Source organism: Afipia birgiae 34632 (assembly GCF_000308295.2).
Taxonomy (GTDB): domain Bacteria; phylum Pseudomonadota; class Alphaproteobacteria; order Rhizobiales; family Xanthobacteraceae; genus Afipia; species Afipia birgiae.
Window position 1 is genome coordinate 445,011 of the sequence record NZ_HG326654.1, and the last position, 24,885, is coordinate 469,895.

Sequence of the window (24,885 nt, forward strand, 5' to 3'; positions counted from 1 at the left end):
AAGCTCAAGGCGTAATCACGACCTTGCCCAGGACCTCCCGGTTCTCAATCAGCCGCAGGCCATCAACGGCCTGATCAAGCGGGAGAACCTTGTCGACAACCGGCTTGAGCTTCTTTTCCGCAATCAACCGCATCAGATCCGCAAGATTGTCGTCGTAGAAGCTGTTCGAACCGATGACCTGCAATTCGAAGCTCCAGATGTAACGCAGATCTTCCTTGGGATCGTGACCGGCGGTCGCACCGCAAACGAGCAGCTTGCCGCCGCGCTTCAGACAACGCAACGAAGGCACCCAGGTGTCGCCACCGGTGAAGTTAATCACCACATCGACGCCACCTTCATATGTACGGCGCTGCGGCTTGCCGTACTTTTCAATCGCCCACTTCGAAAAGTCGACGTCCTTGTAGTTGATGACATGGTCAGCCCCGAGATCGCGCAGGCGCTGCATCTTGTCTTCGCCACCGGCGCACGCGATGACCTCAGCTCCAGCGAGCTTGGCCAGCAGCACGCAACCCGTGCCGACGCCGCCCGATGCACCCAGCACCAGAACGCGGTCGCCCTTCTTGATCGTGTTGTGAGTCACCAGCATGCGATGCGCAGTTCCGTAAGCCACCGGCAGCGAGGCCGCGTCCTCATAGGAAACATCGTCCGGCATCCGGATCAGCTGCTCGGCGTCGACAAGGCAGTACTGCGCCATGCCGCCGTCCATCATCTCGCCCAACAATCCCTTTTTCTTGTTCAACGGATTGACCAGAACGCGGTCGCCCTTGCTCCAACCCTTGACGCCGGGACCGACCTCGGAAATCTCGCCGGCCATATCGAGACCGATCACCACCGGAAGAGGCACCTTGATGCCGGGCATGCCGCGCACCGTGAACACGTCATGATAATTGAAAGAAGAAGCGCCGACGCGGATAACCACATGGCCTTCGACGGCAGCCGGAATTGGCCGATCGTTCACGACTTTCAGATTTTCCAGCCCGCCGTGGCTTTCCAAAACCAGAGCGCGCATTGTTCCCTTCGACATCTTAGTATCTCCCAGTGATATGTTCTAACATCAGTCTATAGATGTCCTAAAGTGTCCTGTCCAGTATATCTGATCACCCTTGTGCATAGAGCAACTGCGCCACAGCGGCGAAATACCGAGGGAACTGGCGCCGTAAAGCCCTCCTGCCGGAGCCAGATCAAACTCCTACCCCCTAGGAAGCTTGCAAATAGAGCCTTGATATGTTCAGGTGCGGATATGGGACATGTCGTATCAATGGGAAAACCGCCTAAGGAAACGAAGGGCGGCTTGCGGCAAAGTGACATAGCTTTTGACGCCATTCACAAGGCCATCGTGCGCTGTGAAATAATGCCCGGCTCAATCGTGACCGAGGTCGATCTCGCCGGCCAGTTTGGCGTGGGCCGCGCGGCAGCACGCGCTGCCGTTGATCGTCTGTCGCTCATCGGCCTGCTCCAACCCGTTCGCCGCCAAGGCTACAGGGTCAAGCCCATTACGCTGCGAGACCTGAACGATCTTTTCCAGCTCCGCGAGATTGTCGAAGTGGCCTGCGTGAGGCTAGCGGCGGGAAGGGTGGATTCCGCAGACCTCCATCGACTGGACCGGCTGTGCCGAACCGACTATCAGCCGGGCGACAAGGAGAGCGAAGCTGTCTTCCTTCAGCGCAACAGTGACTTCCATCTTTCAATCGCAGCAGCGAGCGGCAATGATCGATTGATCGCGGTGCTCAACCAGACGCTTGTCGAATTGGAGCGGATGTTTCACTTCGGTCTTTCGCTCCGGGATCGAGGCAGCGAAATGCATTCCGAGCACCAATCGCTTATCGACGCCCTCGCCGAAGGCGATGCCGCTACCGCGGAACGCGTCACCATCGACCAGGTACGCTCCTCACGCGCGATGGTTCTGGACGCCTTGCTTTCAAGCGCGTCGCTTCTCGATGTAAAGATCGGCGTAGCTGAAAAGGAACGGTTTTTGTAGGCCGAGCAAACCAGCCATGCGCTAAACGTCAAACTCCGTATCGACTTAGGAAATCCGCAATTTGATCGACACTGTTGGATTTTCAGTACGCACACTCAGACTGACGTCTTGAAAAGCCGATAGCAGACGTTTAATATCAGCGTTGCTTACGGGACGACCCGTATTGCTTAAGCTTCGTCGGGGACGACCCCACATCTCTTGGAGAGATGTTGGGATAGTCGCTCCGGGTCGGACGCCTCCTCCTCATCATGCTCCGCTCAGAACCGCGCCGGCTCACCGGACGCGATTCTTTTGCATGCGACAGGACATCATGGCCGGACCGATCGAACAGTTTGAAATCAAGCCGATTCTGCAACTCGGCGAGATCGCCGGGCAGCAAATAAGTATCACGAACTCGACGGTATACATGTTCGTGACGGTCGGCATGATCGGCCTCTTCATGCTTGTTTCAACGCAACGACGCGCCTTGGTGCCAGGACGATGGCAGGCCGCTTCGGAGCTTCTGTTCGAGTTCGTCGCGAAAACCGTGCGCGAAAACGCGGGCGAAGAGGGAATGCGGTTTTTCCCGCTGGTTTTTTCCTTGTTCACCTTCATTCTGGTGGCGAACCTGCTCGGAATGCTCCCCTACGCTTTCACCGTCACGAGCCATCTCAGTGTGACCTTGGCGTTGGCAATGATGGTGTTTCTAACGGTCACCATCTACGGCGTGATGCGCAACGGTTTTGGCTTCCTTCGGCTCTTTCTGCCATCGGGCATTCCGCCATATATCGCGGTGTTCATTGTCCCTATTGAAGTGATTTCCTATCTGTCGCGACCCGTAAGCCATTCGGTACGCTTGTTCGCGGTGATGCTCGCGGGACATATCACGTTGAAGGTATTCGCGAGTTTCGTCGTCGGTCTCGGCGGTCTCGGAACACTGGGCATTCTCGGAGCGACGATGCCGTTTCTAATGGTGTTGGCTCTTACCGCGCTGGAACTGCTGATGTCCGTCATCCAGGCCTACGTCTTTACTATGCTGACCTGCATGTACCTCAACGACGCCCTGCACCCGGGACACTAGCTTGGCTCCAAGGAGCCGCACGGTATTCAAATTCAGAGGAACGACCTCCCCATTTTGGGCGCAATGACCGGGACGGCCCGGCCCAATGGAGAGTTGAAAATGGCATGGATCTATCTGGTAGCGGCCGGCATTCTTGAAATCGTCTGGGCCTATTCGATGAAGCAATCGGAGGGCTTTACGAAGCTCGTTCCGAGCACAATCACCATCGTCATGATGATTGGCAGCTTTGCGCTGCTGTCCATCGCCATGAGAACACTTCCCCTCGGGACCGCCTATACGATCTGGACAGGCATCGGGGCCATAGGCGCGTTCCTTGTCGGGATCATCGTCCTCGGAGAGGCGATGACAATGATGCGTATCGGCGCCGCGATCCTGATTGTTTCCGGTCTCGTTATGATGAAGCTCTCAACGTCGGCCTAATCTGGTGCTCGTGCGATGCACAAGCATCATGCCGTGAGGCGCGATCAAAATTTGCGGTCATTCCCATGCGAATGGTGCGCCCGGCGCACGCGACATCGTGCGCGTAGACCAATGGCGCACCTACATTGCCTGCACGGCATTTGCGCACCGTATAATCGGCATGAGAGTGGGGCAACATCGTCAACATAGCATCGGTAGCCGGCATGCGCGCCGGCGGACACTTTTCAAGCGCGACCATCGCGATCTTCGCGGCAGACACCATGACGCGGCCGATTGTATGGACGAAACAACGTACTCATGTAGCCAGAGACCGGCGCTCCGATTCCCGGCCTTGCAAAGCAGCAGCGGGAATGTCAATTGCCGACGACCTCGTGTTCCCATATCAGCAGCAGCAATGCATTCAGGCCTCACCGATCTCACGACTCGGATCGATCCCTACTCCGTAGTAATCGGCTTGGCCCGCCGATCTGAATTTCTGAGTGAGCTCGCCTGCCCGCTGGAAGGCTTTCTTCGTATCACTCGCCGTGAGCGCCACGGTTGTGGTTATGTCCGAAAGGCTTCCGCCAGCCGCGGCGGCAAGCACCGCTGAAATCATCGTTGGCTCATCCGGCGCTTCCGCTATGATCAGCCAATCATAGGGACCCAAAGTCAGATACCAACTAATCAATCGAGCACCGGCGGCAGCGAACAACTCCGCAACCGCCTCGGAACGATCCTCCGGCTTCGCAGACATCCCCTTGATAGCAGCGGCGGTGTAACGACCTTGAGAAATGTAGATCGTCATGCTGGTCTCCTTTGCATTCGCCAGTTCTATCCAACTCAGGGCGCATTCTTACTACTCCCAACCGACATTCATTGGATGTTGTCCGATCCCAAGTTCGAGGCGAAACGGACGTTCGTACCGATGCGCAAATTGAACCGAAGAGAAACCACTCGTTGCACAAGCGCTCTGAGGCGGGCTGTCCAGCTCGGCACATCATCAAGGCTTGACATATGCCCATCCCTGCTCCTGCAACTCCATGACGCGCACAACGCCGGATTTCACAACTTTCGCCTCTGAAACGAGCGGAATTTCCTTGTTCTCGGCCTTGCTCATATTTTCTTGGGTATTGCCGCAGGCCTTGAAGGAGATTGCTGGATTGTCCACCGCGATCGCCGTGATCCGCGCCTTAACCGGCGAAGTGTCGTCGCGCAGCATATGCAGGCCGGGACCGAAAGTGACGATCTCGATCGTCACTTTCTCGCCGATGTCCTTATAATACTGCGCGACGTTCGTTGCATTGTTGAGCGCGAGATTCATCATCGCGGGCTCGTTTGTATTTACCTGCAAGACAAGCTGGTGCTGCTTCTTTTCAGCAGCAGGCCGCTTCGACGTCTGCGGTGTCGCCTGCTTCCTTTCCTGCGCCGCCCAGGATGGCGCAACGATGAGCAGGGCTATGAGGCTTGCTGCTACTGCACTGACAAATCGTCCAAATTCCATCATCACCATCTCCCGCGCTAGTTCGAGGACCGATCAATTGCGTGGCTTGGCAACCGCGCGAGGCCACTTGCACGCTGCGGCTATCTTGTCTCGGACTATCTTCAATCCGTCGAGGGAAAAATACCCGTCATGGGCGGCACCACCCCGGGTGGAGAGACGAACGGCAATGCCGCCCTTTTCGGGGAGCGACAGCAGAAAGTGCACAACATCACCGCGGAATGCTGCGCCTGCTCCAAACGTTGGCGAGCCCGCTAGAAACTGCACCGGTCGATCCTCATTGATACGATAGGATATGGTGTACTCCTCGCCAACGCGTGAGGTCGCTGGTCCTGTAACCACCAATTCAGTGCGACCAGCGCGGCAGTGAATGGAGAGCTCCATGGATGAACTGTTCGGGCCACCACGAGAAGCACTCCTGGCAGCGACGATCGGCGTATAGTCAACAGGTGAAGTGGTCTCGCTGATAATCCAGTTGCGGCCATCCAGTGCCGTGCCAGTCGCCGGCGCAATATCGCGCGATAGCCTATCCAGGCACGCTAGCCGCTCCACGCGCTCCATCAGGGAGCAGGCGCGAAGATTTACCATTGGGTCGCTAGCGCTTTGTGCAAAAGCGATTCCGGTTGCAACCTCAAATGCAACAGATAGGGGAATCCCAGCGGCTTTCATCGGGATGCCTGCCCTCCGCGTGCTTGACGATCCAGCCATCCCTGCGCTGCGGAGAAACGTGCGAGGCCGGGGACCGACGCTGCGAGATTGATCGACTTCCATTTCGCATCGAAACCAGGCGCTTGCAGCCGGTCAATCCGGGAAAACAGGTAATCGACGAAACGGGCAACGCGCAGATAACGGTTCGACTGTGCAGGCCAATTGAAGGCGACGAGAACCGTCGGCACCGCGATCGTCGGCACGCGGTCGCCTTGCTTGATCAAATTGGGATACTCGCTCGCCTCCAATCCCGCGGGAAGATAGTAATCCTCGAACTTGCTTTCGTAGTTCACCGGCAGGAACTTGAAACCAGTACCCCATCCTCCGCGCAGGAAGGCATCAACCGGCTTCGACGTGATAAAAACGACAGCCGCCATTTCGCCTTTGCGCATCTGCTCCAGCGCGATCTGATGGGGAATGAAGGTCTTTTCGACGTTAATACCGAGGCGGCTGAAAATCAGCGGACCTGAATAGGCTGCTGCCGTGCCTTGGGTGTTGAAATTCACCTTCTTGCCAACAAGATCCTGCAGGCTTTCTATCTCCGGCCTCACGAAGATATGCAGTTCCGACGGGAAGAGGTTGAGAAGATAGGCGATCCGTCGCCGGATTTCGGGTACCTGAATCTTGTACTCTTCGAGTGCGTCGGAATTGATAATCGCCATATCGACGCCACGCAGATAAAGGAGCGAGTTCAGATTTTCCGTAGCCCCCCGGGTGACAATGGGGAGGACATGCATATTTGGTCCGTCATCGACGACGCGGGCAATCTCTGCAGCAAGACGGATTGGTGCACCCTCGAGCAAGCCACCGGCCAGGCCGACCGTCCAGGCATTCATCTTCTCTTTTTCCGACTCATGCGCCGGGACACGTCGTGGCGAACGGTCGCTTTGCGTCTGTGCATCGGCATTGACTGACTGAAGCGCCAGCATGGCCGGAACCAACGCGGCAAGGAAAAGCAATAGGCGTGGTCTAAGAAATTTTCTCACCAATGAGCCCTCATGAGCGTCAAATTCAGCTTTCCGACTACCCGCCATCACCGCCGGCCCTACTGCCGCAACGCGTTGATTCGATCCTTCGCTTCCTGAATGCCACCGGCATAAGCATTTGCGTAGAATTCGCGCGCCTTCGTCGTATCGCCGCGCGTCCCATATGTCCCCCAAGCGGAGAGAATGACGGGATCATATGTCTCTGCGAGAGTGAAGCTTGCTTGCGCACTTCCCGTCTGGGCAGCACGCTCAAGCACTACCCGCGCGGCGCCGATATCACCCTGACGGAGCAGCGCGCTGGCGCGCGATATCAACCGCGCGGCTTCCGGACTACCTTGCGATTCTGCGGCAGGATGCTGCTCCGCCGCGACCACTATCGGACTGTTCGCCGCAGGCTGAAACGCAATGCGCGGATCAGCCCTGCCGCGAGCGAGTTCAAGTTCGCGCTCAAGCGCTTCCGCCCTGTTGCGCTCCTGTTGCAAAGACTGTCGCAATCCTTCCGTAGCGCTCTCCGCCGCCAACTTGAGCTTCGTCGCTTCGTCCCTTCCCTTGTTTGATAGTGCCGCGTACGTGTCGATCTCGCGGCGCGCTGTCGCGAGCTCCTGTGCCAGTGCTTCGGCCCTGTGGTGCTCCTGTTGCAAAGATCGGCGCAATCCTTCCATAGCGCTCGCCGCCGCCTGCTTGAGCTGTGCCGCTTCGTCCTTCTCCTTGTCTAACAACGCTGTGTGGGTGTCGATCTCGCGGCGCGCCGTCGCGAGCTCCTGTGCCAGTGCTTCGGCCCTGTCGCGCTCGCGTTGCAAGGATTTCCGCATCTCCGCCGCGGTGCTTTCCGCTACCTGCTTGAGCGGTCCCGCCTCGTCCTTCTCCTTGTCTGACAACGCTGCGTGCGCGTCGATCTCGAGGCGCGCTGCTGCAAGTTCCCGCGCGAGGGCTTCGGCCCTGTCGTGCTCGCGCTGCAAGGCTTGCCGTATCTCCGCAGCGCTTTCTGCCACCTGCTTGAACTGCGCCAGTTCCTCCCCCGCCGGCATCTGAGTGTTTGCCCGATCGGCTTCGGCCTGCCGCTGAAGTGGCGCAAGATCCCACGTTACCGGGTCGACGTTCCGCGAGTCCTGTGGACGGCGGATTTCTTGATCGACGGCCTTTGCGCCGGCCGTGCCGCTTCGAGCGATATCCAAATGACCGGCGTATCGGGTCTCGGGCTCGGCGCGCAAAAGATACATACCGACGAGTGCCGCTACGATAATGATTACGGTGATCGAAGAAGCAGCGAATCGCCCGCGTGTGTGCGGCGTGTGCATCGCTATGACCGGTGACGTCTGTGCTTCGACTACCGCATTCATGGATACCGCGTTCGCAACCGGTCGATGTTCAATCGCGTCACTGGCTGCCGCTGACTGTCGTGGCGCAGACCTGTCAGAGGAGAAGAAGTTGAAGGGATGGAAGAAGTTGTAGCCGCGCCTCCGCGACGCCAACGGCCCGACCTGAGAATCCTCTGGCAGGGCATATTTGTCGCCGGGCATCGCATACCAATGTGTCGGCGTTATTTTGCTTGGCTCTCCGTTCTCTCCGATCCAGTTTCCAGCCTCAATTGACCACTGAGCAACGTCATAGGTTCCGCTCGCGTCATCTTCAAGAATGACGACTTTCCCGTCCCTCGGGGCCGTGTCGATCACTTGGCGCATGCGAGACGCCTGTTCTGACAGTGTTATCCGACCGTTTACAGACTTTATTCCACTTGTAGCCGACCCAAGATAATCCTTTTGGCTATGGGTCAGAGCGCCAAATGCCCCGAGTTCCCGCAATCGGTTTTCAGTTCATTTTGGATTTCTGCTCCATGTCGCGTGAAAATTCAGAGACCATCAAGACCTTGGAAAATGAGCGCCGCTCAGCACGTCGCTGGTATGATCGGGGCAAGGATCTAAAAGCCGCACAGTCCTTACGGAGGTCAGCGTGCGAACACTACTTGCAGGAGCGATGGCGTTCGCATTGTCCAACACGCCTCTCTGTGCCCTGCCTCCCGACAACGCCGACCCGGCATTGGTCCCTTGGTTCAAGAGTTTGAGGCAGCCGGGAACGGGTGCGGAATGTTGCTCAATCGCGGATTGCCGCACCGCTGAAGTGCGCCGGGATAGCCAAGGTTATGAGGTCAAGATTGACCACAAGTGGCATGTCTCAGCGATTTTTTGGCTCCGGGTCCCGGCAGAGAGGATACTCGATGAGCACAGCAACCCAACCGGGGGCGCAGTGTTGTGCTACACGCCGGAGGCAGGCATCCTCTGCTTCATCCCGCCACCCGAAAGCTAAGATTCGGACCATCGGTGGGTGCAGCCCGCAAACTTGACTAAGCCAACTCCGCTACAAGCGAACCACCCGCACCCGCTCGGCGATAAACTACGGTCGTTCGCCGATGACAGTTTCTGGACGACCTTTCGCGCTCGCCGGGTCGCAGGGATGCTTACGTCAGAGCCATGCGGAACACAGGGTGCTCGGACATGGGGTGCTCGACGGGCTGCGATCAGGTTGATAAGCCCTCTTCGCAGGGAGACTTTGAGTCGAGACATGACCGTTGCAATCGAGATGGGACACACGACGGCAGGCGCGTCGGCGGCTCTGGACCTGGAAGAACTTCTGGCAACCCGCCTGCTCGTGCAGGGCAATTCGGGTTCCGGCAAATCTCATCTGCTGCGCCGGCTGCTGGAACAGAGTGCCCCCTGGGTGCAGCAAACCATTATCGACCCCGAAGGCGACTTCGTTTCGCTGGCCGACCGTTTCGGTCACCTCGTGATTGATGCCGATGACCATACCGAGCGGGGCCTGCAGGTCGCCGGCGAGCGTGCGCGCATCCATCGCATTTCCACAGTGCTCAATCTCGAAGGCCTCGATGCCGAGAATCAGATGCGGCGCGCCGCCGCCTTCCTCGGCGGACTTTTCGAAGTCGTCCGCGACCACTGGTACCCCATGCTGGTGGTGGTGGATGAGGCACAGCTCTTCGCGCCCGCAGTCGCAGGGGAGGTTTCGGACGAGGCGCGCAAACTTTCTCTCGGCGCCATGACTAACCTGATGTGCCGTGGCCGCAAACGCGGGCTGGCGGGCATCATCGCAACCCAGCGACTGGCAAAGCTCGCCAAGAACGTCGCTGCCGAGGCTTCCAATTTCCTCATGGGCCGAACCTTTCTGGATATCGACATGGCGCGCGCCGCCGACCTTCTGGGCATGGAACGGCGACAAGCAGACGCCTTCCGGGATCTTGAACGCGGGCAATTCATGGCGCTGGGCCCGGCCCTCTCCCGCCGTCCCCTGGGGCTCCGCATCGGTCCAACGGATACCCAGCCACGCAATGCGACTCCGCGACTTTTGCCGCTGCCGGAAGCGACGCTGGAGGACGCGCGCGCCGTTATCCTGGCAGCCCCTCCACCCGAGAATACCCGGCCCCAACGCCGGTCGTCGCCAGACCTCCTCGGTCAGCTCATGGCGGCGAAGTCCGCGGCGCTGGAGATCCGTCCCGAAGCGGCGGAGCAGTCACTCAGCGCGGAAGAACTGGCGGAGCGGCGCGAGCGGGTGGACCAGATTCTATGCGCCGTTATGGCTGAACCGGACGCAGGATTTCGTGCAATCGGCGTCCTCTATCAGGAATTCGTGGTCCGCTGCCGAATAGCGGGCCTTGGTTCGGCCGTACCGGACTTGACTGAATTCCGTCGCATGCTGACGCGCGCTCGCGCTGGGCTCGGCTCCGATGTGGCAGAAGATGACGCGTGGCAGGATGTCTCCATCCGCGCCTCCATTCTGCCCGAGGATATGCAGGGGGTCTTCATGATGATCGCCCGTGCCGCGAAGGAAGGTTGGCCCTGCCCGAACGATGCCGCAATTGCCCGCGCCTATGGCTCACACTCGTTGCGCCGTGCACGGCGTCTGCTGACCTACATCGAGGAACAGGGCCTCATCGTTTGCCAGCTTGACGGTGCTGGTCGGCGGATCGTGACGCTTGTCGAACTCGCCTGGGCGACGGCACCAGGTGACCCCAATGCGGAAGAACTACCTGTGGACTAAGGCCGCAGCGGTCTCGCCCAGGGGCGCCATCAATAGCTGATTTTATCATAGCCTTCGGCAAAACCCGAAAGCACAAAGGCAAGATTCACATTCTCTTTGCTCAAGTTTTGAAAAATAACAGAGAGACGTTTTCCGGACTTCATCGATCCCAGCAGTCCGGGCGAAACAGGCGTCGCAGCGTAACATCCCTTCAGATCGCAGGTTTGAATTACGAGTGCCTGGGGCTTTCCTTCATCGATCTGGAAATTGACTCCCCTGGAAGAAACAATCCGACCGGAAGCTGAATCATCATCACGGGCTGGCGTGTGTCGAGAGGCAGCTTCACATTGACAGAAGCGACCAGCTGTCCCGTTTTGGTGATATAGAGACTTTGTTCGATTTCACAGAGAAGCGCCGCTTTCCTGCCGTCACTGGAGCAGCGCGATGTCCATACCGGCTGAGGGGGTACGCTGCTATCGGCCGGCGCTGAACTGCCCGCTGCCGTCGGGGCTCCCGATGATTTCGGCGCAGCGGGCATCGACTTCGTCGCCTTTTGCTGCAGCGGCTGCTGCGCGACGGCACAATCGGCTGGAGAAACGCAAACGGCCCCCGCAACAAGAACCGGTATCCATCTTATCTTTCTCATCGTGCCATCCATCACACCGTTCACGCATAGCCAAATCGCGCCCTGCGACATCGTTCCGGCATTCGTGAGGAAATTTCCCATACCCAGCATGACGCTCGCACCCGGATCGAACAAGGCCGCGGCCTCTTCGTTGAAGACGTTGACGCCCGTTCCACGATTGACCGAACCGATCATGGCGCCGTAGTTGTCGACCGTGTCGTCGTCGCCCGTGGCTGTCATCGCATAGCCGGAGATCTGGTTGATCAATGTAATCCTGTCGTTGTGTGGCGGCAGATTTGTCGTGCCGTCGAGGAAGCCAACGCCCGCGCCGCAATCGACAAAATACATCTTCGGCACCGACGCTCTCGCTGAGAGGAAGACTGAGATGCAGAGCAATCAAATCCGGAAATCAAGTTCCAGACTAAAATTCCAAACGGACCACTCGACTGAGAGAGGCGGTCACAGCGCTGTTGCTAATGTCGGGCGCCTTGCTAGTCTTGGACGCTGAAGTGCTTACAGCTCGCTGCTAGCGTTCGGCCTAGTGACCGGTGCCGTGTTCCTTGCGGAACTGACGCCGCGTGTGGCTTCGAGCGCAACCGCGCAAAGCCTCACCATCGATCGCGATGGCGTTCGCATCGATCGACGATCGCATCGCGTAGGTCGTTCGGAGGCAATTAGAATAGCCCAGCGAAACGGACTTAGCCGCGTTAGACACGCCGATTTGCGAGGACGGCACTGGGTCGTCACCGGCGAAAGTCGCCGTCGGCGCGACTTTCTGCGACTGACGATCGATGCTCGAACCGGACGTGTAATTGGGCGCCGTTATATCCATCGATGATGGATAACGGCTGCTCTTCTCGAACAGGAGATGAGAATGCGGAGAGGGATACCGATTCTGTTTTGTCTTTCGCTGGTCATGAGCGCGTCACATGCCAATGCGCAAGAATCCCGTACCCAGCCGGTGAACATGTAGCGGTGGACCAAGCGTTGGATTGATCGTCGGCTCAAACCAAAGGCTTAGCTGCACGTTTCGTTCTTTTCAGAGTGGTCGGCGATACACTTATTCTGGCACGATGAAGCGCGTTGGTCTCGACATTGGTGTAACAGGCGGATCCAGATTGCTATGGGTAGTTTTCTCTGCACGATCATCACGCGTTAAGCGCAGTACTCTCGCCGGAAACTACGTTGGGGCAGGTGGGGATGCTTCCTTTGGCTTCGGCGCAGGTGCGAATGTTCTTGTAGGCGGATTTAACCGCTCGATTTCGCTGCAGCCGCTCTCTATCAGGGTCAGACTGGCGTGAACCTTGCGGTCAGAGTGTCGCGACTGACCTTGCGTTAGCGCGCCTGCGAATTCTTGTCTGAAAATGGCGCCGCGGTAGTGCGCGCCGCGCTCTATTCGGCAGGTGTGACCTTCACTCCAGATATATGTCTGACGGTTGCATGTACCATCGGATGTATTTCGTCGATCTCAAACAAAGAGAAAACGGCCGCCAAGACCGATATCCCGCTGATTGTCTCGCGCGCGATCCAAGGGTGTCGAGACCTTCGACTTCATTGATAATGTCTGGGTGGCTGAGCCGCTTTTTGCGATTCCGCCAGTGATCGCGCTGCATGAGTCCCTGACGAACCTGGCCGGATTGCCGGTCAAGAGCAGCTAGTTCACGCATAACGCATCCGTAACCGGCAGAAGCAATGGAGCACCAAGCCACGACAGTGCATGCTCGTCAAAGCCACAACGGAAATATTATGCTGCGCATTCTTGAAATCCCAATAGAACAGGTTGCTTTTCACGTTGAGCCTGTCGTTGCGAAAGATTGAGCGTGTGAACAACTCGCGGCTCCAGAGCGACTCTTCCTTGAACTGTTCGTCGTCAGATAATTTGAGACTGATCAGGCATTTCGAGAAGGGAGGCTCTGGCTCATCAGGGTTAGAGTTTAAGCGGCCTGCAGTCGGTGCTGCAAGCGGCGGTTTGCGATGGTGGCCCGCTTGATGCGGTGTCGTTCGGCGAGGATCGTCTCGGCTCTTCCAAAATAGACGTCAGCGGGCGTGAGGTTGTCGATGCTCTCGTGATAGCGGACGTGGTTATAGTGCACGACGAAGGCCTCGATCTGCCGTTCGAGATCTCCAGGCAGATAGTAATTGTCGAGCAGAATGCGGTTCTTCAGGGTCTGGTGCCAGCGCTCGATCTTTCCCTGGGTTTGGGGATGATAGGGGGCGCCGCGTACATGCTCCATGCCCTTGTCTTCGAGCCACGTGGCTAGATCGCCTGCCACGTATGACGCTCCGTTATCCGAGAGGAGTCGCGGCCGGTGCATGACGGTGGCGCGATCGAGACCCGATGCCGCGAGCGCCTGGTCGAGCGTGGCCGTGACGTCGGAGGCGCACATCGTGGGACCAAGCCTCCAGGTCACGATGTAGCGCGAGAAGTCGTCGAGCACGGTCGAGAGGTAGTACCAGCCCCAGCCGGTGATCTTGAGGTAGGTGAAGTCGGTCTGCCAGAGTTGGTTGATGGCGGTGGTCTTGTCCTTGAACTCGTTCGCCGCCTTGATCACCACATAGGCCGGGCTGGTGATGAGATCGTGTGCCTTCAGCAGCCGATAGACCGAAGCCTCCGAGACAAAGTACTTTTGCTCGTCGGTGAAGCGAACCGCCAACTCCCGCGGCGACAGCTCGGGAATCTCCAGCGCCAGGTCGATGATCTGGCGGCGGACATCGTCGGGAATCCGATTCCAGACGCGGTCGGGTCGTGAACGATGATCAGCCAGCGCCTCAGGCCCGCCGTCACGATAGCGATCATACCATCGGTAAAAGGTGGCGCGGGGAATACCGAGTTTGTCCAGGGTGCGCTTGGCCGGCAGATGCGATTGCTCGACCAACTGGATGATCTCGGCCTTCTCGGATGCAGGATATCTCATGCCTCGTCCTCCCCATCCCCGTTCAGACTTTTTTTGAGCAGGCGGTTCTCCAGGGTGAGGTCGGCGACCGCCTCCTTCAGAGCCGAGGCTTCACGACGAAGGTCCTTTACTTCGCCGGAGGTCGCTGCGCGCGCCGTGTCGCCCGCCAGCCGGCGCTTGCCGGCCTCGAGGAACTCTTTGGACCAGCCGTAATACATCGAGGCAGCGATGCCCTCCCGGCGGCAAAGCTCGGAGATATTCTCCTCGCCGCGCAATCCCTCCAGCACGATGCGGATTTTCTCTTCCGCCGAATACTGCCGGCGGGTCTGACGCCGAATGTCCTTCAGCACTTGGTCTGCCGGCGCTTTGTCCGGCCCGGATTTCTGTTTCATCTGCGCTCCTTGCGGCTACGATGAACCAGAAATCCTCCCTTCGTGAAGACCCTCAATTTGTCTCAGGGGTGCCGACGGCGAACATTGATCGGGATCGAACAGCTCGATGCGCTTAGCGATACTTCCGGTCCGTCGTCCGAGATCCTTCTGGTAGACGGTACCGCTATGGTCGACCAAGAAGGTCATGACGCCGGAATTTCCATACTCGGCGGGATAAGCGATGAGCGCGAAGCCACCCATCATTTTTCCCTTAACGACGTAACTCAGAGCTCCGCCCGGCGCATCGGATCCCTGCCCTTTCAGGATCCGGAAGTAGTATCCATGATAAGGCGCGGCTTGTTCGCCAGCCTTGTATCCTTCGGCTGAAGCCTGCGCCGCAAATTCACCAAGCGGGCTTGGATCCTTGTCGTCGCGCCAGAACAGCCCATCTTTCTTGCCCGGATTACTGACGATGCGCTGTGCGTAGATTCCCGCCCCCGCACCGGTGCGATCTTTCTCGGCATACTCGTTCTGGGCATCTACGAAGGCCAGAGAGGCTTGAATCGCACTCAGCTCGTTGCGTCCGATGCGGCGATACAGAATCTCCGTACGCCCTGCAGCCGGGTCGAACTCCCAGCCAGTGTTGTTGTTCACCAAAGGGATCGGAAACGGGAAATCGTCCGTGCCCAGGATGAGCGTAGCCCTTTTGTTTCCTTCGGCCTTGACGGAATGTTTGGCGTCATAAGCCGAGAGGAAGCGCTGGCGCATGTCTGCATCGGCAACGTCATCGCCGGATTCGATAATGTCCTCCGCGTCCTTGCCGAGAACCTTCAGAATGGTGCGCCTCGTGCCGGTCTTGACCGCAGCAACCAGCGCCGCTGCAGCTTCCTCCGGCGAAGAAAAGGACTGCTGCGCCTGAGAAACACCGGTCAACAGCGCCATTGCCACTATTGCACCGAGGCCCACTGAAACCGTGCGACGGAGAGAATTGAGCATGATCATGGCAAGACCTCCGCTGGCATGGGTATCCTTGCACCGCTGACAAGCCAGTCGGTGTAGGTGCGGAGCGTCAGTCCCAGTTGTTCGTAATAAACCCGGAGATACCCGTCCCGGCCGCGAGTCACGGCTTCCGGCGCCAAGGTTTGCACCTCCTGCGCAATCACGCCAACATAGGACTTGCTGCTGCCAAGATAGCTGAAGCGGTAGTAACCAAGTCCATTGGCGAGATGACCGAGTAGTACTACGTCCTGCTTCAGTGCGATGTCGGAGCGCCGTCCACCGCCGCCGCCGCGGAAGCCTCCACCTCCGCCACCTCGGAAGCCGCCACCACCTCCGCCGCGGAAACCACCGCCTCCGCCGGCAAATGCCGCCCCACCGCCGCCGCCACGTCCGGCGAAACTGGCACCCCGCGCGCCCAAGCTCGCCTGACCGCGGGCTGATTGCGCAGCAGCGATCCTGCCCGACGACACGTTCAAGGCGGAGCCGCGATTGCCGCCGCGCGCGGCGTTGCCGGCGCGGTTGGCGGCCTTCGCGCGGTCACCGCCACCCTTGGCGCTCCCCTTGGCACTCCCCTTGGCACTCCCCTTGGCGCGATCCGCTGTGCTCGGGCGATTGCCACGATCGGCACCCGGCCGATCACGCGAGGCCGCACGATCGCCAGCACGGTCACCGGCGCGATCTCCAACGCGGTCACCGCCCCGATCTCCAGCGCGATCTCCGCCGCCCGGCCGATCCTGTCCCGGACGAAGCACCTGCTGGCCATCGCGGCCACGAAAATCCATCCGGTTAGACGCGCCGGCCTTCAGATTGCTATTGCCGAAGCGCTGCTGAACATTCGCGTTGTTATATCGCACGCCCTGGCGATGTGCCGGGTTGTGCTGCCAGTTGTTTCCGATGTTGTTTATTCTGTTGTGCTGGTTGACGTAGAGGTTGCGGTTGCCCCAGTTGCATCCGCCGCCCCAGTAATTGCCCCAGCGTCCGATCGCCCAGCCAGCGCCGAAGGCGAGACCCGCGGCGATCACGCCGGCGCCGATATAAGACGGGTACCCAAAGTAATAGGGTGGATATTCCGTGTAAGGCCAAGCTCCATAGACGGCCGCCGGATCGTAGTACGGCACGTAGATCGTACTGGGATCCGCTGACTCAATAACGATCGCCTGCTTGCTTTCTTGCGTCTGAACGCTGACTTTCTGCTGCTTGGTGGTGACCAGCTTCTTGTTATCATAGGCCTTCGAACGCAGGCGCTGGATCGCATCCATCACATCCGCCTGCTGCGCCAAAACGGCATCGCCCAGATTCTTGGTCCAGTCGACCTTGTCGCTCATCATCGAAATGACGTCTGAGGTGCTCGTGAGCGCCTTGACGCTGCTGTCCCACGACTGCTTCTCGACCTCCGTCTTCAACGCATCGCCTTTCAAGCTCTTACGCGCTTTCAGCCAACGATCAGCCTGCACGACTTCCAGCGGATAGGTCGATGCCGCCAGTACATTTGCCAGCAATTCGTCGGGATAGAGCGCAATCGGTGCAACCAGCGCCTCGAGTTGCTGGGGCTTCAGCAGCTCTGCACTCGGCGGTGATTGGGTCGCCGGTTGCGGCGTGCTGCTAGGAGCAGGCGGATTGTCGGTCGTTTGGGCCGAGACGGCTACAGGAGTCGCCATCAGCAACGCGAGCGCGATCAGGGTCTTGCCGCAGCGGAACATCACACCCTCCTTGAGCTCATCGCAGCAAGCATCGGTCCGGGGAGACGACGTTCTTTGATAGAGATCAAAGAAACCGGTTGGACCGCCTTGCTGCAGCGCAAGGCTGGTTTGTATCAGGCCGAAGTTGATCGACCGCGGGCGACCGGAAGCCGGATCGTGAAAAGCGCGCCGCCGGACGCATGATTTGCCGCGGAAATCTGGCCGTGGTGCGCCTCGACGATGGTGCGTACAATCGCAAGCCCCATGCCCATGCCCTGCGGTTTCGTGGTGAAAAACGGATCGAAGACGTTCTTGAGATTATCCGCCGAAATACCGGGACCGGTGTCGCTAACCCTGATTTCCGCGAAGGCACCGGAAAGGTTCGTGAGTACACTGACTTCGCGCTTCTTTGCCTGAGTGTCAGATATCGCGTCCATCGCGTTAATAATCAGATTCAGAATGACTTGCTGTAGCTTGTTCGCCGTCGGCACCCCTGAGACAAATTGAGGGTCTTCACGAAGGGAGGATTTCTGGTTCATCGTAGCCGCAAGGAGCGCAGATGAAACAGAAATCCGGGCCGGACAAAGCGCCGGCAGACCAAGTGCTGAAGGACATTCGGCGTCAGACCCGCCGGCAGTATTCGGCGGAAGAGAAAATCCGCATCGTGCTGGAGGGATTGCGCGGCGAGGAGAATATCTCCGAGCTTTGCCGCCGGGAGGGCATCGCTGCCTCGATGTATTACGGCTGGTCCAAAGAGTTCCTCGAGGCCGGCAAGCGCCGGCTGGCGGGCGACACGGCGCGCGCAGCGACCTCCGGCGAAGTAAAGGACCTTCGTCGTGAAGCCTCGGCTCTGAAGGAGGCGGTCGCCGACCTCACCCTGGAGAACCGCCTGCTCAAAAAAAGTCTGAACGGGGATGGGGAGGACGAGGCATGAGATATCCTGCATCCGAGAAGGCCGAGATCATCCAGTTGGTCGAGCAATCGCATCTGCCGGCCAAGCGCACCCTGGACAAACTCGGTATTCCCCGCGCCACCTTTTACCGATGGTATGATCGCTATCGTGACGGCGGGCCTGAGGCGCTGGCTGATCATCGTTCACGACCCGACCGCGTCTGGAATCGGATTCCCGACGATGTCCGCCGCCAGATCATCGACCTGGCGCTGGAGATTCCCGAGCTGTCGCCGCGGGAGTTGGCGGTTCGCTTCACCGACGAGCAAAAGTACTTTGTCTCGGAGGCTTCGGTCTATCGGCTGCTGAAGGCACACGATCTCATCACCAGCCCGGCCTATGTGGTGATCAAGGCGGCGAACGAGTTCAAGGACAAGACCACCGCCATCAACCAACTCTGGCAGACCGACTTCACCTACCTCAAGATCACCGGCTGGGGCTGGTACTACCTCTCGACCGTGCTCGACGACTTCTCGCGCTACATCGTGACCTGGAGGCTTGGTCCCACGATGTGCGCCTCCGACGTCACGGCCACGCTCGACCAGGCGCTCGCGGCATCGGGTCTCGATCGCGCCACCGTCATGCACCGGCCGCGACTCCTCTCGGATAACGGAGCGTCATACGTGGCAGGCGATCTAGCCACGTGGCTCGAAGACAAGGGCATGGAGCATGTACGCGGCGCCCCCTATCATCCCCAAACCCAGGGAAAGATCGAGCGCTGGCACCAGACCCTGAAGAACCGCATTCTGCTCGACAATTACTATCTGCCTGGAGATCTCGAACGGCAGATCGAGGCCTTCGTCGTGCACTATAACCACGTCCGCTATCACGAGAGCATCGACAACCTCACGCCCGCTGACGTCTATTTTGGAAGAGCCGAGACGATCCTCGCCGAACGACACCGCATCAAGCGGGCCACCATCGCAAACCGCCGCTTGCAGCACCGACTGCAGGCCGCTTAAACTCTAACCCCTGATGAGCCAGAGCCTCCCTTCTCGAAATGCCTGATCAGTCTCAAATTATCTGACGACGAACAGGCTTCGGTAGCATGACTAAGAAGAGCGGCGAGCGGAACGATTGCGAGGACGGCGAGCACGAACAGGAGCGTATGGGCGGTAGGCACGATCCTGGCTGCGATCAGCACGGCTGGCACAAATATCAGCATCCACAGCAACGGAGTCTCTCGGATCTCCCGTAGCAATGGTTTCATGGTATTTGCCGCTCCTTGCTCGATTCTCGTCAAAGCGTTTGCCTGGCATCGCAACTTGAGTTGGAGCTACCTGAAGCGGCAACTGCGATTTCGTAGCGTCGGGCGCTGATCGGCTAGAGGGGAGCAAAGCGTGAGACAAGATGCATGTCTGCCTTCCGTCTCCTCTTTGAGGAGACAGTCGCCCACATGAACATCTCAGCGGACATTGGTGTATACAATTCTCCGCTACACAACTCATGTTGATCTAGATCAACAAACGAATGCAGGTGATCTGCAGCACTAGCTTTGAAGCAATAGCCTTGCACCCAGCAAGGGGACCTCGCGGCCCCAGGTCAATCTTGCAGGCAGGTGGCAGTGCCGTTTCGGCTGGCAGGCCTCTGTTGTGTAGACGCCGGTCGATTGGACAAGAGGTATATCATGGCCGAAACACCGAAACTCTCTGTCGAGAAAGCACTCGAAAAACTGCGAACCGACAAGCCGAAATCGAGAAACGAGCGACGCACCGAGGAAATGGAAGCACTCGATGACGAGATAAAACGTTTGAGAGCGCAAAGACTTCGCCTCGACCGGCAACAGCGACGCTCGACTGATTGAGATTACCATTGATTGCAATGACGGCTGTCCGCAACTTCCCGATTCGCCGTTACTTTTGGCACTACCACCGATCAAATAGTGTCAGCGCAGGCGCGCCATTCCATAACCACTCGTTGCGCGAACCATTCAGCGTTTCGAGGCCTTTCCGCGTGCTGAAATTTTCGTCTTCGGCTGGCGATCGTCTGGCTCTCCTGGCGCAAGTGACAGCACCTCGTGCCGGCGGCCGCTAGATCTGGCACAAACTGCACTTATTTTGCGGTTTCGCGGGTATTAAGCTGGCCAAATGACCAACGAGTTCCTGTACCGCGTTGCCGTGATCGGGTTCGGTTCACTACCAGTGGCGCTGGTAGCCCTGATCCTGCTTTTGTGAATCCTTTCGGGGCTTCACTACGGCCTTGGGTCAGTCGCTTGCCGAGGAACCGCAAGATGTCGTCAGCGAGAGCGTGCGAGCCGGGAGCCTTTTCCTTCACGATGTCACGAGCGGCTCGGAGATCACGACGCCGTCGAGCGCTCCGGTGATCGCCGTCTCATCGTCTGCGCGGCTATTATCTGGCGATGGCTGCCCTTGGCTTTCCCATCATGTTCGATGCAGCGATCCGGGTCTCCTTGTCGGAGGGGTTGCAGGTGACGGCGTCCAATCTTCTCGGACGATTGGCACAATAATGTTACCTCGCAGAGCAGCGCGTCCGACCCAGGAACCCGCAATAGCGGCGTTGCATTGCAAAAATCTCGCACAGAACTCCTGGCCTGACTCTATCAAAGATAAGTCGTATCGCGGTCTGGTTATCTGGGCCTCGGACCAGCCTCGCCGGCCCGAACTTGGAAAGTTGCCTTCAGTCCTGCATAGAAGGCCCGCGGTCGCGCCAATAACAACTCGAAGCAGCCTGCCATTTCAACGGGTGCTGGGAGCGCGTATGGTGCTCCGATGAACAGTGGTCGCCGCAATCCGGCGAGATTGAGTCATGGTGGCAACGAACGCTCGCAGCGTGACCGTGTTTGGCGGAACCGGATTTCTCGGCCAGCGCATCGTTCGGCGGCTGCGCTATCGCGGATTTCCCATTCGGGTCGCGTCAAGGCATCCGGATCGGGGGCGCAGACTTTTTGGTTCTGATGGTCCGCAACTACAATCCGTTCAGACCAACATCCACGACGAGCAGTCAGTCGCTGATGCGACTGCCGGCGTTTACGGTGTTGTAAATGCAGTCAGTCTTTACGTCGAGAACGGACGAGAGACTTTTCACTCCGTTCACGTCAAGTCGGCCCAACGGGTAGCAGTGCAAGCGCACCGGGCCGGAGTCGAACGGTTCGTTCACGTTTCAGGAATCGGCGCCGATCCCGCCTCACAGTCACAATACATCCGAAAGCGCGGCGAAGGCGAATTGGCGGTCCGGGCCGCGTTCGCCGACGCACTTCTAATCCGCCCGGCGGTGATGTTCGGACCAGACGACGCGTTTCTCACCACCATCCTCAAGCTCCTCCGCCAGTTTCCAATCTATCCGATATTCGGCCGCGGCCTGACCAAGCTGCAGCCGGCCTATGTAGAGGATGTTGCGGAGGCGATTGGCCAGGTCATGCAGAACGCCGAAACGCCTTCGATGATCTTCGAATTCGGCGGCCCTCGTGTCTACTCCTACGAAGAACTTCTCAGAGCTATCGCGCGCCAAGCCGGCCTTGCGCCTCTATTGATTCCGATCCCGTTTGCCGTTTGGCACGCACTCGCATGGACCTCCGAAATGTTTCCAAGTCCACTCCTCACTCGTAATCAAGTGGACCTGATGCAGATCGATACCGTGTCATCACCGGAGATGCCTGGATTTACTGAACTTGGGATTTCGCCGCACTCGGTCGAAGCAATTCTCCAGAGGATGTTATCGAACTGCGGGTGAAAGAGGTTTCTCGGTCAATCCGCTTCAACGGCTGACGGGTTCGCGTGCACGCGCGATATTTTCGCTCGAGGCATCGAATGTATCGTTCTTGTGTAAGCTGGCCTGCAAAAATGCAAGGCAACCGATAGAAAACGCCTCAATGTGTCACGGACCTTTCCCGCGACGATCCGCGCCTGTCCGGAGGCATCGTCAGCGCTATACCATCATCTCGAGAGAAGGGAGGTGAGCATCATGCGCATTCAACATTGGCAAGACGTTGCCAGCCTGTTGCTGGGCGTGTGGCTGATCTTATCACCATTCGCCCTCGGCTTCGCCGGGGCGGCTACTTGGATAACCATCGTGCTTGGGTTGTGCGTCATTCTGTTTGCCGTAGAGGGATTTGTCATTCCGTCCTATCTGGAGGAATGGGGAGAGGTTCTCCTCGGTCTGGCTCTGCTGGTTGCACCTTGGGCGATCGGCTATGAGTCGGCATCGGCCACGATAAGCAGTATGGCGTCGGGCACATTAGTGATCTTGTTTGGAGCCTGGGAGCTGATGACCGATCGCGATTTCATCACTTGGTGGCGCGATCGTTGGCATCACCCGGCCAACTGAGAAGTGTGATTGCCTGAACCATAACCACTATCTGCTCGCGGTCGGAGGAGAGAGATGGCCTCGTCCGCGTGGGCGAATTCGCCCTCTGAGCCGTGAAAGAATGTGCAGGGCCTGGCGGCCCCGCACATGGGCACCTGGTTACGATGCAGTTCGAGGCTCTATCGGCTCCCAGATACTTATCTTGCGGGTCTCAGGCATCAGGAAGAGCGCGAGCACGAAGCATACCGCAGGAACGGCGATCGGATAGATCAGTGCGTAACCGATGCTGCCGGTGGCCGCGAAAGCCGCCGAGGTGATGAACGGCACCAATCCGCCACCCCAGCCATTCCCGATGTGATACGGCACCGATACCGACGTGTACCGAATCCTGCCAGGGAAGTATTCCGCCAGGAACGCCCCAACCGGCCCATACACCATCCCGACGTAGCAAACGAGAATGAAGATGATGAAGATCGCTATCGGATAGTTGATGTTGCCAGGCTTCGTCACGGTCCCCAGCCACAAATACAGCGGATAGTACGTGATCGCGGCAAGCAACATGCCTCCCAGGATCACCGGCTTGCGGCCAATCTGGTCTGACAGCCAGCCAAAAAAGATCAAGCTCGGCGTTGCAATGAGCAGCGCGGCTCCCACGATGTAGGCCGAGGTCAGCGCGTCCACCTTGGAAACCTGCTGCAGGAAGTACAGCGCCCAGAACTGGCCACTGTACCAGACCACGCCTTGCCCGATCAGCACGATGGTGGCGATCCCGACGTATTTGATGTTGGAGCTGAGGAAGGCTTCCTTCCAGGGGTTTCTGGTCATCTGCCCCTTGGCCTTGATCTCCGCGAAGATCGGCGTCTCCTGGAGCTGGAGCCGAATGTAAATTGCGATGGCGACCAGCAGGAAGGACACCAGGAACGGAATGCGCCACGCCCACTCGTCGAACGCCTTGTTGCCAAAGTACGTGCGCGTGGCGATGATGACGGCCAGCGACACCACAATCCCGAGCGTCGGAGAGGTTTGCAGCCAGCCGGTAGTAGCCGCGGCTTTCGTCCGGCACATGCTCCGCGACGTAGGTGATGGCGCCGCCATACTCGCCGCCCAGGCACAGGCCCTGGATCATCCGTAAGCCGAAGAGAAGGAACGCCGCGGTCAGACCGATCGACTCGTAGGTCGGGATCAACCCGATCGCGCCCGTGCCGAGTCCCATTCCGCTGAGGGTAACAAGGAATGTGTACTTGCGGCCGACCCGGTCGCCCATCCATCCGAAGAGAAACGCTCCCAGTGGACGGATCAGAAATCCGGCGGTGAACAGCGCAATCGTACTCAGCAAAGCCGCGACCGGGTGGGATTGTTCAAAGAACTTGACAGACAGAACCGCAGCCAAGCTCCCGAAGATGTAGAAGTCATACCACTCGATCACGTTTCCCACCGACGCGGCAACGATCACGCGGCGGAAATCCCTTGGAATTTGAAGTGCCATGTGTGCCTCCTACTATTTCAAGACATGCCTCCCGTTCTCTCTGTGCTCGATTTTCTCACGCCCGAGGTCTATGCGCGACGTGTTACACGCGCGACATCGGGCATCGGCAAATGCGTCAGCAACGCCTGAACCTCAGGTGAGCTTTGAATCACCCGAGGAAAACTCCAACGGCGTTCAGCGCCGCGAGCCACCGCTGCCTCCTTCCCATCCGTCCGGGAGCGAAGGCGCGGAAGACAGTTTAATCCCTAACGGGACACCACCGCATAAGACTTTTGGCTCAATCGAACGGGGCCAGGCGCGATGATGGGCATCCGAAAGCCTGAGCCGCTTCGGGTGGTGGTTGGATCGCATCATCATAGGCGCGCCACCAGTGCGTCATGCGGCCTCCCCTATGGCTTCTGAATTCGTGCTACTGTCCATCCCGGGCAGGCAGGAACTCACGACATGAAAAGGCCCAGCAAAACTGCCGGAGAGCTAGAAGCATCGATCAAGATCCAGATGGAAGATATCTGCGATCTTCCAACCGACATTACGATCTCTGTTCAGCCCGACGGCGATACGTGGAAAGTCGTCATCTCGGAAGACGCCACGGCTCTCGATCCGAGCCGACGCGATATGATCTTTCTGATCGCTGAAGAACTTCGATGCGAGTTTGATTTGAAGGGGTGACTTCATCACGCCCCCGCCCCCTATGAAGCGCCGCCGTCGCCGCGAAACGGCTCCGCAACCGGTCGATCCAATTCCCATTTGATGATCACGAAGCCGGCACTTCGGCTGCTTCAACGTATGACCGCCGAATTCGTACCAAGCCGACAGTTCATCGACCGGCACTTGAAGGACCGGGTATCGGGTTTGCTCGGTCATGACGCCTCCGGTTGCAAACGTGAGGCGGCCTCGCAGGCGATAGCCGCCAAATTTTCTTCGGGGACTGGAGACGGATCTTGCGATGGCTTTCCCAAATTTG

19 protein-coding genes and 3 pseudogenes are annotated in these 24,885 nt (G+C 58.6%); 10 read left to right on the plus strand and 12 right to left on the minus strand.

Features of this window, described 5'->3' with window-relative positions:
* Window positions 1–4 precede the first annotated feature (4 nt).
* Window positions 5–1,009: a zinc-binding dehydrogenase gene (locus BN32_RS20735; RefSeq protein WP_019196089.1), complete on the minus strand. Its 1,005-nt coding sequence runs from the start codon at window positions 1,007–1,009 to the stop codon at window positions 5–7.
* A 231-nt stretch (window positions 1,010–1,240) separates the two neighbouring features.
* On the opposite strand from BN32_RS20735, the gene BN32_RS20740 reads away from it, so the two are divergent.
* The 3 genes from BN32_RS20740 to BN32_RS20750 all read left to right on the plus strand — a co-directional run bounded on the left by BN32_RS20740 (window position 1,241) and on the right by BN32_RS20750 (window position 3,458).
* Window positions 1,241–1,978, plus strand: a complete 738-nt coding sequence (locus BN32_RS20740; RefSeq protein WP_040427134.1) for a GntR family transcriptional regulator — start codon at window positions 1,241–1,243, stop codon at window positions 1,976–1,978.
* 310 nt (window positions 1,979–2,288) lie between these two features.
* The gene (locus BN32_RS20745) at window positions 2,289–3,038 is read left to right on the plus strand and encodes a F0F1 ATP synthase subunit A (protein ID WP_040427370.1); all 750 of its coding nucleotides are present in this window, start codon (window positions 2,289–2,291) and stop codon (window positions 3,036–3,038) included.
* A 99-nt stretch (window positions 3,039–3,137) separates the two neighbouring features.
* Window positions 3,138–3,458: a DMT family transporter gene (locus tag BN32_RS20750; RefSeq protein WP_019196086.1), complete on the plus strand. Its 321-nt coding sequence runs from the start codon at window positions 3,138–3,140 to the stop codon at window positions 3,456–3,458.
* Window positions 3,459–3,858: 400 nt separating this feature from the next.
* On the opposite strand, the gene BN32_RS20755 is transcribed toward BN32_RS20750, so the two are convergent.
* The 5 genes from BN32_RS20755 to BN32_RS27150 form a co-directional block, all read right to left on the minus strand.
* Window positions 3,859–4,242: a GYD domain-containing protein gene (locus BN32_RS20755; protein ID WP_019196085.1), complete on the minus strand. Its 384-nt coding sequence runs from the start codon at window positions 4,240–4,242 to the stop codon at window positions 3,859–3,861.
* A gap of 195 nt (window positions 4,243–4,437) precedes the next feature.
* Window positions 4,438–4,947: a DsrE family protein gene (locus BN32_RS20760; RefSeq protein WP_019196084.1), complete on the minus strand. Its 510-nt coding sequence runs from the start codon at window positions 4,945–4,947 to the stop codon at window positions 4,438–4,440.
* Between the two features lie 24 nt (window positions 4,948–4,971).
* Window positions 4,972–5,604 (minus strand): hypothetical protein, encoded by a 633-nt coding sequence (locus tag BN32_RS20765; RefSeq protein ID WP_019196083.1) that lies wholly within the window; start codon window positions 5,602–5,604, stop codon window positions 4,972–4,974.
* Window positions 5,601–6,572: a TAXI family TRAP transporter solute-binding subunit gene (locus BN32_RS20770; RefSeq protein WP_040427373.1), complete on the minus strand. Its 972-nt coding sequence runs from the start codon at window positions 6,570–6,572 to the stop codon at window positions 5,601–5,603. Before BN32_RS20770 ends, BN32_RS20765 begins: the two co-directional genes overlap by 4 nt.
* Window positions 6,573–6,688: 116 nt before the next feature.
* A complete protein-coding gene (locus BN32_RS27150; RefSeq protein WP_162161327.1) occupies window positions 6,689–8,431 on the minus strand; it encodes a coiled-coil domain-containing protein in 1,743 nt (580 codons plus the stop codon).
* 757 nt (window positions 8,432–9,188) lie between these two features.
* Here BN32_RS27150 and BN32_RS20785 point away from each other — a divergent pair.
* Complete coding sequence (locus BN32_RS20785) at window positions 9,189–10,676, plus strand: helicase HerA domain-containing protein (protein WP_019196079.1); 1,488 nt, start codon at window positions 9,189–9,191, stop codon at window positions 10,674–10,676.
* 29 nt (window positions 10,677–10,705) lie between these two features.
* On the opposite strand, the pseudogene BN32_RS27875 reads toward BN32_RS20785, so the two are convergent.
* Window positions 10,706–11,628 (minus strand): annotated as a pseudogene (locus BN32_RS27875) (invasion associated locus B family protein).
* 629 nt (window positions 11,629–12,257) lie between these two features.
* Between BN32_RS27875 and BN32_RS26420 the strand changes: the two are divergent.
* Window positions 12,258–12,581: pseudogene (locus tag BN32_RS26420) on the plus strand (DUF992 domain-containing protein); the annotation flags it as partial.
* A gap of 633 nt (window positions 12,582–13,214) precedes the next feature.
* On the opposite strand, the gene BN32_RS20800 reads toward BN32_RS26420, so the two are convergent.
* The 4 genes from BN32_RS20800 to BN32_RS20820 all read right to left on the minus strand — a co-directional run bounded on the left by BN32_RS20800 (window position 13,215) and on the right by BN32_RS20820 (window position 17,762).
* Window positions 13,215–14,566 (minus strand): IS3 family transposase gene (locus BN32_RS20800; protein ID WP_152343889.1). Its coding sequence is split into 2 segments (ribosomal slippage): window positions 13,215–14,221 and window positions 14,221–14,566, totalling 1,353 coding nucleotides; the frame shifts between segments, so codons are not numbered across the junction.
* A gap of 15 nt (window positions 14,567–14,581) precedes the next feature.
* Window positions 14,582–15,547, minus strand: coding sequence for a DUF2950 domain-containing protein (locus BN32_RS20810; RefSeq protein ID WP_040427137.1), 966 nt, complete (start codon window positions 15,545–15,547; stop codon window positions 14,582–14,584).
* Window positions 15,544–17,244, minus strand: coding sequence for a DUF3300 domain-containing protein (locus BN32_RS20815; RefSeq protein ID WP_019196074.1), 1,701 nt, complete (start codon window positions 17,242–17,244; stop codon window positions 15,544–15,546). Before BN32_RS20815 ends, BN32_RS20810 begins: the two co-directional genes overlap by 4 nt.
* Before the next feature lie 113 nt (window positions 17,245–17,357).
* The gene (locus BN32_RS20820; protein WP_283805255.1) at window positions 17,358–17,762 is read right to left on the minus strand and encodes a sensor histidine kinase; all 405 of its coding nucleotides are present in this window, start codon (window positions 17,760–17,762) and stop codon (window positions 17,358–17,360) included.
* Window positions 17,763–17,782: 20 nt separating this feature from the next.
* Between BN32_RS20820 and BN32_RS20830 the strand changes: the two genes are divergently transcribed.
* The 4 genes from BN32_RS20830 (at window position 17,783) to BN32_RS20850 (ending at window position 22,456) form a co-directional block, all read left to right on the plus strand.
* A protein-coding gene (locus BN32_RS20830) for an IS3 family transposase (RefSeq protein WP_152343889.1) occupies window positions 17,783–19,134 on the plus strand; the annotation gives its coding sequence in 2 pieces (ribosomal slippage) (window positions 17,783–18,128 and window positions 18,128–19,134; 1,353 coding nt in all).
* 665 nt (window positions 19,135–19,799) lie between these two features.
* Window positions 19,800–19,976 (plus strand): hypothetical protein, encoded by a 177-nt coding sequence (locus BN32_RS27285; protein WP_173405797.1) that lies wholly within the window; start codon window positions 19,800–19,802, stop codon window positions 19,974–19,976.
* Between the two features lie 962 nt (window positions 19,977–20,938).
* Window positions 20,939–21,862: a complex I NDUFA9 subunit family protein gene (locus BN32_RS20845; protein ID WP_019196072.1), complete on the plus strand. Its 924-nt coding sequence runs from the start codon at window positions 20,939–20,941 to the stop codon at window positions 21,860–21,862.
* A 231-nt stretch (window positions 21,863–22,093) separates the two neighbouring features.
* Window positions 22,094–22,456 (plus strand): SPW repeat domain-containing protein, encoded by a 363-nt coding sequence (locus BN32_RS20850; protein ID WP_019196071.1) that lies wholly within the window; start codon window positions 22,094–22,096, stop codon window positions 22,454–22,456.
* 138 nt (window positions 22,457–22,594) lie between these two features.
* Here BN32_RS20850 and BN32_RS26965 read toward each other — a convergent pair.
* Window positions 22,595–23,921: pseudogene (locus BN32_RS26965) on the minus strand (MFS transporter).
* A gap of 444 nt (window positions 23,922–24,365) precedes the next feature.
* On the opposite strand from BN32_RS26965, the gene BN32_RS26435 reads away from it, so the two are divergent.
* Window positions 24,366–24,590 (plus strand): hypothetical protein, encoded by a 225-nt coding sequence (locus BN32_RS26435; RefSeq protein ID WP_019196068.1) that lies wholly within the window; start codon window positions 24,366–24,368, stop codon window positions 24,588–24,590.
* The last annotated feature ends 295 nt before the right edge of the window (window positions 24,591–24,885 follow it).

Excerpts from the sequence above, each read along its gene's own strand:
- BN32_RS20735 (WP_019196089.1), bottom strand. The coding sequence starts at position 1,009 with ATGCGCGCTCTGGTTTTGGAAAGCCACGGCGGGCTGGAAAATCTGAAA.
- BN32_RS20740 (WP_040427134.1), top strand. The coding sequence starts at position 1,241 with ATGGGACATGTCGTATCAATGGGAAAACCGCCTAAGGAAACGAAGGGC.
- BN32_RS20745 (WP_040427370.1), top strand. The coding sequence starts at position 2,289 with ATGGCCGGACCGATCGAACAGTTTGAAATCAAGCCGATTCTGCAACTC.
- BN32_RS20750 (WP_019196086.1), top strand. The coding sequence starts at position 3,138 with ATGGCATGGATCTATCTGGTAGCGGCCGGCATTCTTGAAATCGTCTGG.
- BN32_RS20755 (WP_019196085.1), bottom strand. The coding sequence starts at position 4,242 with ATGACGATCTACATTTCTCAAGGTCGTTACACCGCCGCTGCTATCAAG.
- BN32_RS20760 (WP_019196084.1), bottom strand. The coding sequence starts at position 4,947 with ATGGTGATGATGGAATTTGGACGATTTGTCAGTGCAGTAGCAGCAAGC.
- BN32_RS20765 (WP_019196083.1), bottom strand. The coding sequence starts at position 5,604 with ATGAAAGCCGCTGGGATTCCCCTATCTGTTGCATTTGAGGTTGCAACC.
- BN32_RS20770 (WP_040427373.1), bottom strand. The coding sequence starts at position 6,572 with ATGCTGGCGCTTCAGTCAGTCAATGCCGATGCACAGACGCAAAGCGAC.
- BN32_RS20785 (WP_019196079.1), top strand. The coding sequence starts at position 9,189 with ATGACCGTTGCAATCGAGATGGGACACACGACGGCAGGCGCGTCGGCG.
- BN32_RS20810 (WP_040427137.1), bottom strand. The coding sequence starts at position 15,547 with ATGATCATGCTCAATTCTCTCCGTCGCACGGTTTCAGTGGGCCTCGGT.
- BN32_RS20815 (WP_019196074.1), bottom strand. The coding sequence starts at position 17,244 with ATGTTCCGCTGCGGCAAGACCCTGATCGCGCTCGCGTTGCTGATGGCG.
- BN32_RS20820 (WP_283805255.1), bottom strand. The coding sequence starts at position 17,762 with ATGAACCAGAAATCCTCCCTTCGTGAAGACCCTCAATTTGTCTCAGGG.
- BN32_RS27285 (WP_173405797.1), top strand. The coding sequence starts at position 19,800 with ATGGCCGAAACACCGAAACTCTCTGTCGAGAAAGCACTCGAAAAACTG.
- BN32_RS20845 (WP_019196072.1), top strand. The coding sequence starts at position 20,939 with ATGGTGGCAACGAACGCTCGCAGCGTGACCGTGTTTGGCGGAACCGGA.
- BN32_RS20850 (WP_019196071.1), top strand. The coding sequence starts at position 22,094 with ATGCGCATTCAACATTGGCAAGACGTTGCCAGCCTGTTGCTGGGCGTG.
- BN32_RS26435 (WP_019196068.1), top strand. The coding sequence starts at position 24,366 with ATGAAAAGGCCCAGCAAAACTGCCGGAGAGCTAGAAGCATCGATCAAG.